The organism is Bacteroides sp. CACC 737, assembly GCF_013874375.1.
Taxonomy (GTDB): Bacteria; Bacteroidota; Bacteroidia; order Bacteroidales; family Bacteroidaceae; genus Bacteroides; species Bacteroides uniformis.
The window spans coordinates 1335593-1349783 of the sequence record NZ_CP059408.1; the positions used below are offsets into that span (position 1 = coordinate 1335593).

14 protein-coding genes and 2 pseudogenes are annotated in these 14191 nt (G+C 38.5%); 15 read left to right on the forward strand and 1 reads right to left on the reverse strand.

The window, feature by feature from the left end:
* The 15 genes and pseudogenes from H1A11_RS05800 (at window position 1) to H1A11_RS05865 (ending at window position 13312) form a co-directional block, all read left to right on the forward strand.
* The gene (locus tag H1A11_RS05800; RefSeq protein ID WP_181757868.1) at window positions 1–978 is read left to right on the forward strand and encodes a glycosyltransferase family 2 protein; all 978 of its coding nucleotides are present in this window, start codon (window positions 1–3) and stop codon (window positions 976–978) included.
* Window positions 979–1429: 451 nt separating this feature from the next.
* Entirely contained in the window at window positions 1430–2320 is an 891-nt protein-coding gene (locus H1A11_RS05805) for an O-antigen ligase (RefSeq protein ID WP_181757869.1), read from the forward strand.
* 24 nt (window positions 2321–2344) lie between these two features.
* On the forward strand, window positions 2345–3433 hold the full coding sequence (locus H1A11_RS05810) for a glycoside hydrolase family 99-like domain-containing protein (protein ID WP_181757870.1): 1089 nt from the start codon (window positions 2345–2347) through the stop codon (window positions 3431–3433).
* 9 nt (window positions 3434–3442) lie between these two features.
* On the forward strand, window positions 3443–4243 hold the full coding sequence (locus H1A11_RS05815) for a glycosyltransferase family 2 protein (RefSeq protein ID WP_181757871.1): 801 nt from the start codon (window positions 3443–3445) through the stop codon (window positions 4241–4243).
* Window positions 4236–5492, forward strand: a complete 1257-nt coding sequence (locus H1A11_RS05820) for a hypothetical protein (RefSeq protein ID WP_181757872.1) — start codon at window positions 4236–4238, stop codon at window positions 5490–5492. The genes H1A11_RS05815 and H1A11_RS05820 overlap by 8 nt, the downstream gene beginning before the upstream one ends.
* A gap of 128 nt (window positions 5493–5620) precedes the next feature.
* Window positions 5621–6397, forward strand: a complete 777-nt coding sequence (locus tag H1A11_RS05825) for a glycosyltransferase (protein ID WP_181757873.1) — start codon at window positions 5621–5623, stop codon at window positions 6395–6397.
* Window positions 6397–7289, forward strand: a pseudogene (locus H1A11_RS05830) (NAD-dependent epimerase/dehydratase family protein). Before H1A11_RS05825 ends, H1A11_RS05830 begins: the two are co-directional and overlap by 1 nt.
* Before the next feature lie 286 nt (window positions 7290–7575).
* Window positions 7576–8238: a transposase gene (locus H1A11_RS05835; protein ID WP_181757874.1), complete on the forward strand. Its 663-nt coding sequence runs from the start codon at window positions 7576–7578 to the stop codon at window positions 8236–8238.
* 60 nt (window positions 8239–8298) lie between these two features.
* A pseudogene (locus tag H1A11_RS19050) lies at window positions 8299–8682 on the forward strand (hypothetical protein).
* Window positions 8676–8996, forward strand: coding sequence for a hypothetical protein (locus H1A11_RS05840; protein ID WP_181757875.1), 321 nt, complete (start codon window positions 8676–8678; stop codon window positions 8994–8996). The pseudogene H1A11_RS19050 and the gene H1A11_RS05840 overlap by 7 nt, the downstream one beginning before the upstream one ends.
* A 51-nt stretch (window positions 8997–9047) precedes the next feature.
* The gene (locus H1A11_RS05845) at window positions 9048–9239 is read left to right on the forward strand and encodes a hypothetical protein (protein WP_181757876.1); all 192 of its coding nucleotides are present in this window, start codon (window positions 9048–9050) and stop codon (window positions 9237–9239) included.
* The gene (locus H1A11_RS05850; RefSeq protein WP_181757877.1) at window positions 9236–9568 is read left to right on the forward strand and encodes a hypothetical protein; all 333 of its coding nucleotides are present in this window, start codon (window positions 9236–9238) and stop codon (window positions 9566–9568) included. The genes H1A11_RS05845 and H1A11_RS05850 overlap by 4 nt, the downstream gene beginning before the upstream one ends.
* Before the next feature lie 112 nt (window positions 9569–9680).
* On the forward strand, window positions 9681–10577 hold the full coding sequence (locus tag H1A11_RS05855; RefSeq protein ID WP_181757878.1) for an NAD(P)-dependent oxidoreductase: 897 nt from the start codon (window positions 9681–9683) through the stop codon (window positions 10575–10577).
* A gap of 97 nt (window positions 10578–10674) precedes the next feature.
* The gene (locus tag H1A11_RS05860; protein ID WP_181758078.1) at window positions 10675–11625 is read left to right on the forward strand and encodes a glycosyltransferase family 4 protein; all 951 of its coding nucleotides are present in this window, start codon (window positions 10675–10677) and stop codon (window positions 11623–11625) included.
* A gap of 124 nt (window positions 11626–11749) precedes the next feature.
* Window positions 11750–13312 (forward strand): ATP-binding protein, encoded by a 1563-nt coding sequence (locus H1A11_RS05865; RefSeq protein ID WP_035457980.1) that lies wholly within the window; start codon window positions 11750–11752, stop codon window positions 13310–13312.
* A 78-nt stretch (window positions 13313–13390) separates the two neighbouring features.
* Here H1A11_RS05865 and H1A11_RS05870 read toward each other — a convergent pair whose 3' ends face one another.
* Window positions 13391–14179 (reverse strand): N-acetylmuramoyl-L-alanine amidase-like domain-containing protein, encoded by a 789-nt coding sequence (locus H1A11_RS05870; RefSeq protein WP_035457982.1) that lies wholly within the window; start codon window positions 14177–14179, stop codon window positions 13391–13393.
* Window positions 14180–14191 lie beyond the last annotated feature (12 nt).

A 14191-nucleotide genomic window follows, 5' to 3' on the forward strand; every position in this document is an offset into this window, starting at 1 on the left:
ATGCCTAAGGTAACTGTCATAGTACCCGTTTATGGGGTCGAAAAATATATAGAACGCTGTGCTATAAGCCTCTTTGAACAGACACTAGATGATATTGAAATTATCTTTGTGAACGATTGTACACCTGACCGTTCTATGGAGATATTAGATCGTATAATTGAAAAATATCGGTTCCTCTTCGAGGAGAAGAAATATATAGTAAGAACTGAAAGCATGCTCACGAACAGCGGGCAAGCCGCTGTTCGTGAGCATGGAACAAAGTTGGCCATAGGTGATTACATCATTCATTGTGATAGTGATGACTGGGTAGAGAAAACTTGGTTAGAACTTATGTATGAAAAAGCTGATAACGAAAATATAGATGTTGTCTTTTGCGATTATTATAGGGTAATAGACAATAGAAAAGTAGTATGTGAAAACAAATGTGATGATGGATGCAGCAATGATTATTATATTCGACGTCTTTTGACTAAACAATGTTGTACTTCTGTGTGGAACAAGTTAGTTAAGAGAGGAATTTATCAAAGTAGGGATTTTTTGTATCCACAATGTAATATGTGGGAGGACTATTATATTTCCACACAGCTCTTCTTTTATGCAAAGAAAATTGGCTATTTGAACAGACCTTTATACAATTACTTTTGTAATAGGCAATCTATATGTTATGCTAGCGATTATGAAAAAAAACTAGAACAAGTGGTTGTCAATTGTGACGGAATATTATCTTTTTTAAAAGAGCATAATCTAGATATGCAATATTCAGAAGAAATTATTGTTTTGAAAAATAGTGCCAAAAGAGAAGCATTATCTAGTTTTTGGGCAACTGATTTTTATAGATTGTGGAAAAATATTTATCCTGGCATTGGTGGTAAATACCTACTTAGTAGAATTGTATCATTAAAAGATAAGTTTCAGTACTTAATTATTATGTTGGGATTGTATCCTGCGTGGATAAAATTGATGAATAGAGCTCAATGATAGTCAGAAATAGCGTTATTAAACTTTTTATTATACTCTGCCTAATTCTATACTCTGGTGAAAGATTGAGCGCGCAATACTATGAATATGATATAAAAAATCTAAAAGTAAATGTTGTATCATGAATATACTCTCAATAAAGGATAAAAAGACAACTCGATTAATAATTGAATATTATTATTTTATCGTTTTTGGAGTATATTTTGGAAGCATCTTTTCCCCTTATATTAGGACGGGTGTTACAATGACGTTTTTTTTATTCTTCTTATTCTTAAATAGTAGGATTCAGAACATCGGCAATAACAGATCTTTTATTTTGTATATCTTTGCTATATATTGCCTTCTATCAATAATCGGATACACCTACAATGATGTTAGTAGTGTAGTTCCATATTTTGCAGATATCTCGAATCAGTTACTTCCGATGATGTTCTTTTTTATACCACCAGGAATGATTGATAAAGAAAAGTTCTTTAATATGACGGCACTTGGAATAGCTCTTTCATTGATCTTTGGTTTGTATTTTTTGTTTACGAGTCCGTCTTATTATGTAGATTTTATTTCGAGAGTAGCATTTGAGGATTATGAAAGAACTTTAGGTACTGTCGGACTTCGTTTTCAATCAATATATGGTAGTATTATTACAGGAACTTTATGTTTGTATCTAATCATTCTATCTTCCTATAAAATTTTTTATACAAAGTTGACTTCTAAAAGTCTAATCGTGAATTTAGTATACTTTGTTTTAGGAGTTTCATGTGCATTTATGTCGCAACAACGTTCTGCTATGGCAATAACCTTTGTTCTTCTGTTGGCACCTTTTTCAGTTTATTTTTTCCGTGCTCCTAAACCAAAGAAGTTGTATACTGTAATTGTTGTGGGTGGGATTGTGTTTATATGTACATATTTGGTTGTTGTAATTCCTGACTATATTGATCGCTATATTTATAGATTAAGTGAAATAGAGTCTGGTCTTTCTGGTAGAGATAATCAATGGAAAACAGCAATAGAGAACAATCCGAATCTTATTACAGGAATAGGCTTGGGGTCAAGCGGACATAAGGCACAAGGTTACTATCAGTATTTAGTTTTAGATGGAGGCTATTGGAAGATATTGAACGAGGTTGGTATTGTTGGTTTCACTATCTTTATATTGCCTATATTCGGAATCTTACTTAAGCATATTAGGAGTTTCCCAAAATTGTATAGATGTTATATGGTAGTTTTGTGTGTAATGGTGCAAAGCGTGGCTTCCAATACAATATGTTTCATGCTTACTTTACCTATGTTTTGGTTCGCACTTCGAACCATAAATCAAGAAGGTCAACAATGTAAAGCATAAGCTATTATAAGATATATGTAAGAAATGAAAAATGAGATTAAAATAATCTCTTTTTACTTACCACAGTTCCATGTTATTCCTGAGAACGATGAGTGGTGGGGAAAAGGGTTTACGGATTGGAATAATGTCCGAAAAGGGTTTGTATATTTGAAAGGTCAAGAACAACCAAGAGTTCCTTTAAATGATAATTATTATGATCTAACAGATATTGATACTTTAAGGTGGCAAGCTGACTTAATGGCAAAATACAATATTTATGGACAGTGCTTTTATCACTATTGGTTTGATGGAAAATTATTGTTAGAAAAACCTTCAGAATTATTATTGGAAAACAAAGATATTCCTATAAGATTCTGTTTTAGCTGGGCAAACGAGCCATGGGCTAGAACCTGGGACGGAAAAAATCACTGTGTCCTAATGCCACAGAAATATGGTGGAAAAAAAGATTGGCGAAAACATTTTGACTATTTGCTGCCATTTTTCAAAGATGAAAGATATATTAAGGAAAATGACTGTCCGATGTTCATAATTTATAAATCTTCTAGTATTGAGGATTGTGGAGAGATGATGGAAAATTGGAATCAATTGGCTGTCAAGCATGGTTTCAAAGGTATTCATTTTGTGCAAACGTTACGAGGAAAAGGAGACGAAAAGAGAAATTTGCCTTTTAAAGCTAAAGTTGAATTTGAGCCATCTCGCACTTTTTATAAAATTCCTTTTATTGATTTGACCATGCGAAGAATAAGAAGGTTACTAGTGGCTAATATCAACCGCATATTTAATACTACTATACCTTTGTCAAAAGCATGGGCATTCTCGTATATTGCACATTATTCTTTGTCTAGAAAATCTACTGAAGGAACGTATGCTGGAGCATTTGTTGGATGGGATAATACAGCTAGAAAAGGTATAAAAAGTACAATTGTGCTTCCTGCAACAGAGGACGAATTTGAGGAGTATTTATCAGAAAAAATTCGTATTGCAAAAGAAATATATAAAACTAATTACTTATTTATTAACGCATGGAACGAATGGGCTGAAGGAACATATCTTGAACCTGATACTTCCCATCAATATTCGTATCTTGAAGTTATAAAAAAGATTTGTAAATAATTACTTGAAATGAAATTATTAATTGTTTGTGTTAATTATAATTCATATTCGGAGCTAACATCATACTTAACGAGCATTAATTTTGCGGCTTCTAAGGTGCGCAATATCCAAGTTGATATAAGTATTGTTGATAACTCAACCTGTGTTGAAGAAGTAACCTATGACAGTTATTCATATGTAAAAGTATCAGTAACTAAATTGAATAATGTAGGGTATTTAATAGGTGCTCAAACCGTAATTAATAGTATCGCTAACATATTAGATTATGATTATGTTGCAATTTCAAATGTGGATATAACAGTAGCAGAGAATTTTTTCATTAATCTTGAAAATATAATTATAGCGCAAGATGTAGCTTGGATTGCTCCCAAAATATTCTCTAAAGTTGAGAATCGTGATCGCAATCCTAAGGTAATTAGTCGTTATTCAAAGAATAAACTGCAACTTTTGTATTATATGTATAAAATTCCCGTTCTTTACTATCTTTATACGATGTCCGCCTATCAGTGTAAAAAACTACAGGTTAACTATCCTGAGATTGATATTTATGCTGGCCATGGTTCTTTTATGCTTTTAACTCGAAGCTTTTTTGAATCTAATAGAAAGATAGAGTATCCGATTTTTTTGTTTGGAGAAGAATTGTTTCTTGCAGAAATTGTTATGAAGGCTGGCAAGAAGGTGCGCTATGTTCCAAACCTTGTGATTGAGGATAATGAACATATATCGACATCTACACTTAAGAAAAAGACTTATTTCAAGTACAATAGAGAATCAATTAAGTACATCTTAGATACATTCTATCATGAATAAATTGGAAGAATTTGTATATCATAAAGTTAAGAATAATCCCGCACTCAAACAGTTTATCCGTAATGCGTATCAAGGTTGCTATGATATTTTTCCTAGGCCTAAAGACTATTTTTCCAGTGATGTAGATTATCGAGAAGGGTATTACTTTGGTTTTCATGACGTATCACCTTTGAATGGGGATGATACAAAGTGTCTTGCTCATAAATTAGCAGTTGATTTACGTATGCCAAAAGCTAATGAGGGAGAAGGAATCGGATATTTTGATATTGAAAATGGAAAGTTAGGAGATTTTCACAAACTTGATGATACTTATGCTTGGAACTATCATAAAGGTTGTAGATTACAATGGTTAGATAAAAATAGGATTATTTTCAATACAGCAATAGGTGGCAAGATTTGTTCGAAGAGTATTAATATTATCACTAAAACAGAAAAAATATATGATTGGCCTATTGATGCAATTAATAGTAATGGAACTCTAGCTACAGCATTTAGTTACGAACGACTTGAAAGGTGCATGCCTGGGTACGGATATCCTTATTCTGACGATTCATATCTTGATAAAGATATTTCAGAGGAAACGGGGCTTTATATTGTTGATTTGATCAATAACACTAGAAAGCTTGTCGTGCCCTTGACAGAATTAGCTCCTTTAGCAGGCGAGAAATACACTAGGGGGTATTTACACTTTGTGACTCATACTGAATTTTCAAAGGATAATCGTTATATAGCATTCTTATATAGATGCATTCCTCGCGATGATGACTATATGAAACGTCATACTATGATGGTTGTATATGACATCAAAGAAGATAGACTCATTCTTTTGCCGACACAAGAGTCTGGTTCTCATTATGTTTGGAATAATAGAAATCAACTAGTGGCTTCTGTTGTCTTGAATGGAAAATCGTGTCATGCTATCTTTGATGTGAATAATTTAGATAATGTACAAATCATTGCTGGAGAAAAACTAAATTCAGATGGGCATCAATCATTCGTGACTGACGATTTATTTGTTACAGATACATATCCAGATTCACGTCGAATGGCGAAAATATACATGGTAGATACAAACGAACATAAAGTGACTCCAATTGTCAAGGTTTATTCCCCGAAGAAATTCCAAACAAAGGATTTCAAGTGTCATATTGCTTGCGATTTACATCCACGTGTTTCAACATCTGGACATTATATCTGCTTTGATTCTCCAAGGACAGGTAAAAGGGGAATATATATTATGAAAATATAGTGAATCCCTCTACGGTCGCTTTTGGTCAAAATTTGGGAAAAACATATACCCATATTTGTTCTCTTTGACACTTTGAAATGATAAAATTTACATGAAATCACATAATGGATTAAGGATAATAGTGGCTTATGAAAGAATACGGTTTAGTGTCAATTATTACACCTAGTTATAATAGTACAGAATTTATTAGTGAAATGATTGATTCCATTTTAGCTCAAACCTATAAGAATTGGGAACTTCTTATTACCGATGATTGTTCGACTGATGATTCTGTGGAGGTCATACAAAGATATGTAAAAAAAGATAGTAGGATAAAACTCTTTTGTTTGGAAAAAAATGCAGGAGGTGGTGTTTCTCGAAATAATTCTATCAAGGAGGCAAAAGGTCGGTTTATTGCATTTTGCGATAGTGATGACTTGTGGACACCCGATAAGTTGGAGAAACAAATTCTGTTTATGATTGAAAAAGATGCTGCTTTTTCATATGGTTCATATATGCTATGTGATACAATTGGGAAAGAGATAGGAATAAATATCTGCCTTAAAAAACTCACCTACGCAAGGATTGTCATGGATAACTTTGTGGGGTGCCTTTCTGCCGTATATGATACAGAAAAGATAGGCAAGATATATATGCCTACGATTCGCAAACGCCAAGACTGGGGCTTGTGGATTTCTGTACTAAAGAAGTGTAAGATTGGATATGGCGTGAAGCAGCCGATAGGATATTACCGTATTCGGGAAAATTCTGTTTCTAGTAACAAATGGGTGCTAATTAGATATCATGCTATGCTGTATCAGCAGATGTTGAATATACCATTATTTTTAGGCTATTGTATGTATTTCTTTGTGAATGTTCCTACATTTTTATTCAAGACTTTAAGAACAAAGATTATTAACTTGTAATGGAAAATTTACTTTTTACAGGAGGAACGGGCTTTTTAGGTAAGAATGCTCGCTCGGCATTGGATAAGATGTATGGGGTAACTACTTGTGGTATCGCTCCTGATGATATAATCAAAGCGAATCTGGCGAAAGAGGTTCCTATGTTAGATCAGCATTATGATGTGGTGCTGCATGCTTGCGGTAAGGCGCATATAGTACCTAAAACGGAGGCAGAGAAACAAGCGTTCTTTGACGTGAACTATCAGGGAACTATAAATTTGTGTGCAGCCCTTGAAAAGGTGTACCTAAGGCTTTGGTATTTATCAGTACGGTGGCGGTGTATGGATGTGAGAGTGGCGAATTGATTACCGAAGAGCATCCGTTGGAAGGTGATACTCCATACGCAAAGAGCAAGATTATGGCAGAGATGTATCTAGCGGATTGGTGCTCTCGCAATGGCGTGGCCTTAGGCATTTTGCGTCCATCGTTGCTTGCCGGTATTGGTGCTCCTGGAAACCTTGGGGTTATGGTTAATGGCATACGCAAGGGATTCTATATGAATATTGTCGGTGGTAAAGTAATAAAAAGCATTTTGATGGCAGAGGACATTGCTCGTATTATACCTATGTTGGTAGAGAAGGGTGGCATCTATAATGTATGTGATACGTGTCAACCTTCGTTTGGTAAGTTGTCAGAGTCTGTGGCTCGTCAGATGGGTAAACGTAAACCTATCTCAATTCCGTATTGGATAGCTAAGTGTATGGCGTTGGTGGGTGATCTTTTGGGACCGAAAGCACCTATCAATAGCTATAAATTGGAGAAAATGACAAAGTCGTTGACCTTCAGCAATGAGAAGGCGAGACGTGAACTTGGCTGGGAACCTCTAGATATATTGAAGAACTATACAATCTAATACATAAGCCTTTTTAAAACTAATATAGCCAATCATTTATCATTTTTAGTACTTCTGTAACATCTCAGCAATGAGATGGTTGTTAGCGTCCAAAAATGACGTATAGGATAACCGATAAAGCTATGGAGAAGGATTCCATCGTTGACTGCGACGAGACCCGGTGTAAGGTAAAGGTGTGGGACACCTGCCGCAAAAGATATGTCCGGTGTCCGGTCAACCGTGAAGAGAAGATTGTCATTTACTGTTATGAGGAAGGTTTTCGCAGCTGTGATGTCTGCAGAATATTTTGGGTGACCTGCAGCGCCTTGAGCTGCAGTCGGACGGTTACAATGTGTACATGTATTTGGAGGGCAGACTGTATAACACGGAACACCTGTGTTGCCTAGCTTATGCGCGCGCCAAGTTCGTGTATGCATACGAGCAGGGCGGTGACCTGAATGCGAAACGGATGTTGGAGTATATCGGGTGGTTGTACGGTCAGGAAGACAGCTGTCGCCAGTCCGGCCTTTCTGCGGAGGAGATAACCCGGCAGCGAAACTCCCTGCGGACAAAGGATGTCATCGTCCGTATGTACAGTTTCCTGAATGTGCTGACTTCTGAGGGGCATCCTCCTCGGGGAGATCTGATGGAAAAGGCGGTCAATTACCTGAAGAACTTCTGGAATCAGCCATTCGCTTACTTGAAAGACGACCGCTACAGCATCGACAATACCATTGCGGAGCGTTTCATCCTCCCTTTGGCGGGTGAGCGGAAGAACCCGTTGTTCTTTGGCAGCAACCGGATGGCGAATGTGTCAGCCGCCTATCATACTTTGATATCCACCTGTCGGGCTAACGGTATCTCTGCTCTGGCTTATTTGAAGAGTTTTTTCTGGGAAGTGGTCAAAGGACGCAGGGATTATGAGAATCTGCTGCCGATGACCATCGGAATCCATACTAACAAACTTTAAAAATCAAGTCCGGTTTTTGAAAACTTTAAGAGGAAAGCTTCCCAAAGCGGTTTTCCCTATGTGGTATGTCAAAATTGGACGCTTACATATAGCAGTGAAGATCTTGAACGTTTTTACTTTCAATATCAGATTGAGACCCTGCCTCATGGATAATTTTTCCTGTTATTTTGCGTAAAGTACAAAGTTCCTTATAACATTTTTCAACAATGGTATAAAGATACCCGTCAGCAAGTGGGATTGTAGTGAAAGCTGATGGGGGATACCTGTTCCTGAAACAGGGAATCGCCTAAGCCAAATATTAGCCTCATAGTGCATTAGGAAACGTCAGCAGTCCTGTTCACATCAGGATTGACATCCACATAAGCAATTGCTTACATTTGTCCAGAAAGAATTTAAGCTACCGGGGGAGTACAGATGATAGAGAAACTGGAGGTTTTATGTTGAATGTTACTGGTCTTAATCATTTTTATTATGTTCGTGATTTTACCGATATCCATTGCAAGCATAGTAGGGTACTTTCCGTTATACGCGAGCGTCTTCGCAATGAACCCATTGATGGCGATGTGTTTATAGTCATGTCCCACAATCGGAGCATAGTCCGTATGTTTTCATTCGATAATCGGTCATGCAGTCTGTTTGGAAAGAAGTTTGTGGCAGGTTATCAATTCATGGAGTTTCCCGGAATAGGTGAGGATTATGATGAAGATGATATGCTGTTTGTGAAGAAGTTGTATATGAAGACGCAAATGGGAGATTGATTATTAGGTTATCTCAAAATCTCTGAGTATTTTTGTAGAAAGATTGGATTCATGAAGAAGAACAAGCTATATAAGGAACAAGAACCGATGGTGCCGAATGTTGGTGAACCGGTAGTTGTATATACGGGTAATGAGAATAATCCGAATGTCGTTATGGAAGGACGTGATGACATGAGGCGTGCCATTTCCGGTGAAGAATTATTGGATAGACTTTGCCCTCGTATAAAGGCTTTGTTTGAATGAGAGTCGTATTTGTCCCCGAAGTAGAAGAAGATTTGTATGAGCTTATAAAAATACTTGTTGAGAAGGAGTATTTGGGTACTTATCCTTTTGCTATTTCTTATGTCGAGGAACTGATAGCTTATATCCAACAGAATATTCATTCTAAATTTAAAAAGAAAGCTCCCGCTTTTTTTGAACGTTATGGTAAGGATATGTATTACATCACTTACCAGCGTAATTCTAATACGACGTGGTATATATTTTTCTCTGTCATTGGAGATACTTATTTTATCAAATACATAACCAATAACCACGTTTCCAGTCAGTATATTTTTAGCATATTTCAATGAACATACTTATCACGGGGTTCACGTTTTTATGGGGCTAATTTTGTTATTGTCCGAAAAGGACGTCATTGTTTTATTTCCTTTTTTTGAATAAATCTTTTCTTATTTGTTTTTTATGAAGTTCTTATTTGCAGGAGCTTTCGGGTTCTTGGGTAATAACGTGCGTCCTTTTTTGGAAAGGATGTATGATGTTACCACTATAGGTTTGCTGCCGCAGGATGATTATACTGTAAACATTGCGAAAGAGATTCCTGATTTGGGTGAGCGGTATGATATTGTTCTGCATGCGGCAGGAAAAGCGCATTCCGTGCCCAGAACTGAGGTGGAAAAACATATGTTCTTTGATGTGAATTTGCAAGGTACAAAGAATCTTTGTACTGCATTGGAGCGGAGAGGCGTACCACGGGCTTTTATTTTTATTTCCACGGTGGCAGTTTACGGTTGTGCTTATGGTGAGAATATTACGGAAGACCATCCTTTGGATGGAGACACACCATACGCTATGAGTAAGCGTCTTGCGGAGGAATATTTACAGGAATGGTGCAGAAAGCATAATGTTATTTTAGGTATTATTCGTCCCTCCTTGATTGCCGGTCCCAACCCTCCAGGAAATCTGGGTGCTATGATTCATGGTATCCGCAGTGGGAAATACCTCAGCATTGCTGGCGGTCAGGCACGAAAGAGTGTATTGATGGTGCAGGATATTGCGAAGTTGGTCCCTCTGTTGGCAGAAAGGGGAGGCATCTACAATGTATGTGACAGTCATCACCCGACTTTCAGAGAACTTGAGGCTGTCATTTGCAGGCAGTTGGACAAGAAACTACCTTTATCAATACCGTACTGGGCGGCTAAGTGCATGGCTTTGGCAGGTGATTGCTTGGGAAGGAAAGCTCCAATCAATTCCTTGAAGTTGGATAAGATTACGAAATCCTTGACCTTCAGTAATGAAAAGGCAATACGTGAATTGGGATGGAAGCCGACCAATGTATTGGAAAACTTCAAGATAGGATGAATATATATTTAGGTGTCATATTGATAGGGATGGGTATTGTATCTTTAGGATTTACATGTATTCAGCTCTGGTTTTACTGGATAATCAAAAACAGATGATGTATTATTTGATGGTCTTGGTTCTGCTGTTTTTGGCAGAACTTTTTTATTTTAGGATAGCTGATAAGTGCAATATCATCGACAAGCCCAATGAGCGCAGTTCCCATACGAAAGTGACTTTACGCGGTGGTGGAATTATTTTCTATTTCGGGGCGTTGGCTTGTTTCCTGACGAGTGGTTTTGAATACCCCTTTTTTCTGCTTGCCTTGACACTGGTGACGTTCATCAGCTTCGTGGACGATATAAAATCCACCGGACAAATGACAAGACTGCTTTTCCATTTCTCTGCTATGGCTATGATGTTTTATCAGTGGGGGCTGTTCTCCTTGTCCTGGTGGTGGATAGTCATAGCCTTGATAGTCTGTACGGGCATCATCAATGCCTACAACTTTATGGATGGGATTAACGGCATAACCGGCGGTTATTCTCTGGTTATTCTTGCTGCGTTGGCTTATGTCGATAAGGAGGTCGTGAGTTTTGTAGAAGCGGATTTCATCTATACCGTTATCTGTTCCGTTCTAGTTTTCTGTTTCTTCAATTTCCGTAAGAAAGCCAAATGCTTTGCGGGTGATGTGGGTTCGGTGAGCATTGCCTTCATCCTTCTTTTCCTGATAGGCAGGCTCATCATTGAAACGGAAGATTTCAGCTGGATAGTCCTTTTATCCGTTTACGGTGTGGATAGTGTATTGACTATCATTCACCGCCTGATGCTTCATGAGAATATCGGTTTGCCGCATCGCAAGCATCTGTATCAGATTATGGCGAATGAGTTGAAGATTCCTCATGTAATGGTTTCTTCTATTTACATGGCGGTGCAGGCAATCATAATCGTAGGATATATAATGTGTTTAGGTTACGGTTATTGGTATTTGGCAGGTATAATTCTTTTGCTTTGTTTTCTTTATATCTGTTTTATGAAGAAGTATTTCGGATTGCACCAGTCTACGTGAGTAATGCTGAAATGATGATTAGTAAAATAATGAAGGGCGATGGAGACTAAAATCTCCATCGCCTTTCGTCTTTTTTTGAAATATAAATCGTACCTTTGTGATACACCAATCAGGTTATAATAACATGGAACAGATGCGTAAATTGCCGATAGGCATACAGACTTTTGATAAGCTTCGTGAAGGGAATTTTCTTTATGTAGATAAGACGGCTATGATTTATCAAATAGCATCTACTTCTACTCCTTATTTCTTGAGCCGTCCCCGTCGTTTTGGCAAGAGTCTGCTTCTTTCTACCTTTGAAGCCTACTTTCAAGGGCGTAAAGACTTGTTTCAGGGCTTGGCCATCGAACAGTTGGAAACGAAGTGGGAACAGTATCCTGTTCTACATCTTGACTTGAATGCCCGGAAATATGAAACTGCTGCTGACCTGACGGCTATGCTTAATCAGTATCTGGAGAAATGGGAGCTGCTCTATGGCCAGGAGAAGGAAGACCGTAGTCCGGAGGAGCGTTTTGCTTACGTGATAGAGCGGGCATGCACGCTGACGGGAAAGCAGGTTGTTGTGCTGATTGATGAGTATGACAAGCCATTGCTTCAAGCGGTCTTGGATGAGAACTTGCTGGATGAGTATCGGAAAATATTGAAAGCGTTCTACGGTGTCTTGAAGAGCGCTGACCGTTATCTTCGTTTTGTTTTCCTGACCGGAGTGACCAAGTTTGCGCAAGTAAGTGTATTCAGTGACTTGAACCAGCTGAATGATATCAGCATGAAGTCTCCTTACGCTGCTTTGTGTGGTATTACCAAAGAGGAGTTGGTGAAAACCTTTCTGCCGGAACTTGAGAGACTGGCTAAACGAAGAGGGATATCTTTACAAGAAGTGATTGATTTGATGGAACGTCAATATGATGGTTACCATTTTCATCCGGAAGGTGTAGGAATGTTCAATCCGTTCAGTGTATTGAATGCTTTTGATGCAGAAGAGATGGGGTACTATTGGTTTCAGACCGGCACACCTACTTACTTGGTTGACTTGCTGAAGCAGAGTGATTACGATATACGTCTATTGATAGATGGAGTGGAAGTGCTGGCTTCCGCTTTCTCTGAATATCGTGCGGAAACAAATAATCCTCTTCCGATGATTTATCAAAGTGGTTATTTGACCATAAAAGGGTATGATGATGATGTGAAGCTATACACTTTAGGCTTTCCAAATGATGAGGTTCGTTACGGCTTTCTGAATTTTTTGGTACCCTATTATACCAATGTATCCAATGATGAGACTGGTTTCCACATCGCTAAATTCATGCGTGAATTGAAGAGTGGAGATGTGGAGGCGTTTATGGAGCGTCTTAAGATATTCTTCTCCGGTATTCCGTACGAGTTGAGTGATGATACGGAACGTCATTATCAGGTTATTTTTCATGTAGTGTTTACTTTGCTGGGACAGTTCATCCGGTCCGAGGTTCGCAGCAGCCGCGGCCGTGCGGACGCAGTAGTTCATACCCCTACCGCTATTTATGTTTTTGAGTTCAAACTGGACGGTACGGCCGACGCAGCTCTGAAGCAAATAGATGAGAAAGGTTATCTGATTCCTTATACCTTGGATGGCAGGAAATTAGTGAAAGTAGGTGTGAACTTCAGTAAAGAAACACGGAATATTGATGAATATATTGTCGTGGAGGAATAGGAACGAACAATCCTATATACGGAAAAGGCGATGGAGAATCAAATCTTCATCGCCTTTTCCATATTATAGTATTTCATTTTATTTCTTCATCCTCAGCACCCGTATTCCCGTCCACTTATTATTGTCTTTCAGCATTTGGGACAAGGGGACTTTGGAGACGACCACTTTCTTGTCGGTAGAGGAAGCGTGTACCAGCAGGAGTTTGCTATCCGCATAGAAAGCGATTCCCATGTGGGCTACGTCCAGCCCCGGAGTGTTGGTGGTGATGGCTATGATATCGCCGTCTTTAATCCACGGGAGACCATCGGCGGGAAGTTTGGCTTTGGGAAGATAGTGAATTTCCTTGCCGGACAAGGATTGTTCAATCTTCTTCATTTTGGCTATGTTCTCCGGAGAATTTGCCAGCTGCTTGTAGAGTTGGGGGTGGGAAGACATGTAGGAGATGGACAACCGTTCGGTGTCGGGACTCATGGCGCCCGTTACATCTTGAAGGAAGCCGTTGCGTACGCCATTGTTTATCCAGTCGGCAATATAATGCAGGCGGGAAGTGTACCCGTCGATTTTACCGTCACGGTAACGGATTTTTTGCAGGTTATCGGCGAAAGCGCTTTCCGAGATGTCTCCGTCGGCCAATTTGGGGGTGAGTGTCTCTGCCAGTACATATTCCACCAGCGTGGTACAGTCTACTTCATCGCAGTTGATGACGAGTTCTTCGGGACCATCAGCCTCCAGCGTATGGGCTACGTATGGCACATCCAGATACTTTATTCCATTGCTCAACATATCTTTCCCTCCCTGGGCAGAAACGGAAGTTACCATGGCTGCGGCGCAGAGGGCGCTGAACATAAATTTAGTCATTGTTTTCATTTTTCTTTCTTT

Excerpts from the sequence above, each read along its gene's own strand:
- H1A11_RS05825 (WP_181757873.1), top strand. The coding sequence starts at position 5,621 with ATGAAAGAATACGGTTTAGTGTCAATTATTACACCTAGTTATAATAGT.
- H1A11_RS05800 (WP_181757868.1), top strand. The coding sequence starts at position 1 with ATGCCTAAGGTAACTGTCATAGTACCCGTTTATGGGGTCGAAAAATAT.
- H1A11_RS05870 (WP_035457982.1), bottom strand. The coding sequence starts at position 14,179 with ATGAAAACAATGACTAAATTTATGTTCAGCGCCCTCTGCGCCGCAGCC.
- H1A11_RS05815 (WP_181757871.1), top strand. The coding sequence starts at position 3,443 with ATGAAATTATTAATTGTTTGTGTTAATTATAATTCATATTCGGAGCTA.
- H1A11_RS05865 (WP_035457980.1), top strand. The coding sequence starts at position 11,750 with ATGGAACAGATGCGTAAATTGCCGATAGGCATACAGACTTTTGATAAG.
- H1A11_RS05850 (WP_181757877.1), top strand. The coding sequence starts at position 9,236 with ATGAGAGTCGTATTTGTCCCCGAAGTAGAAGAAGATTTGTATGAGCTT.
- H1A11_RS05855 (WP_181757878.1), top strand. The coding sequence starts at position 9,681 with ATGAAGTTCTTATTTGCAGGAGCTTTCGGGTTCTTGGGTAATAACGTG.
- H1A11_RS05845 (WP_181757876.1), top strand. The coding sequence starts at position 9,048 with ATGAAGAAGAACAAGCTATATAAGGAACAAGAACCGATGGTGCCGAAT.
- H1A11_RS05805 (WP_181757869.1), top strand. The coding sequence starts at position 1,430 with ATGATTGATAAAGAAAAGTTCTTTAATATGACGGCACTTGGAATAGCT.
- H1A11_RS05860 (WP_181758078.1), top strand. The coding sequence starts at position 10,675 with ATGTATTATTTGATGGTCTTGGTTCTGCTGTTTTTGGCAGAACTTTTT.
- H1A11_RS05810 (WP_181757870.1), top strand. The coding sequence starts at position 2,345 with ATGAAAAATGAGATTAAAATAATCTCTTTTTACTTACCACAGTTCCAT.
- H1A11_RS05840 (WP_181757875.1), top strand. The coding sequence starts at position 8,676 with ATGTTGAATGTTACTGGTCTTAATCATTTTTATTATGTTCGTGATTTT.
- H1A11_RS05820 (WP_181757872.1), top strand. The coding sequence starts at position 4,236 with ATGAATAAATTGGAAGAATTTGTATATCATAAAGTTAAGAATAATCCC.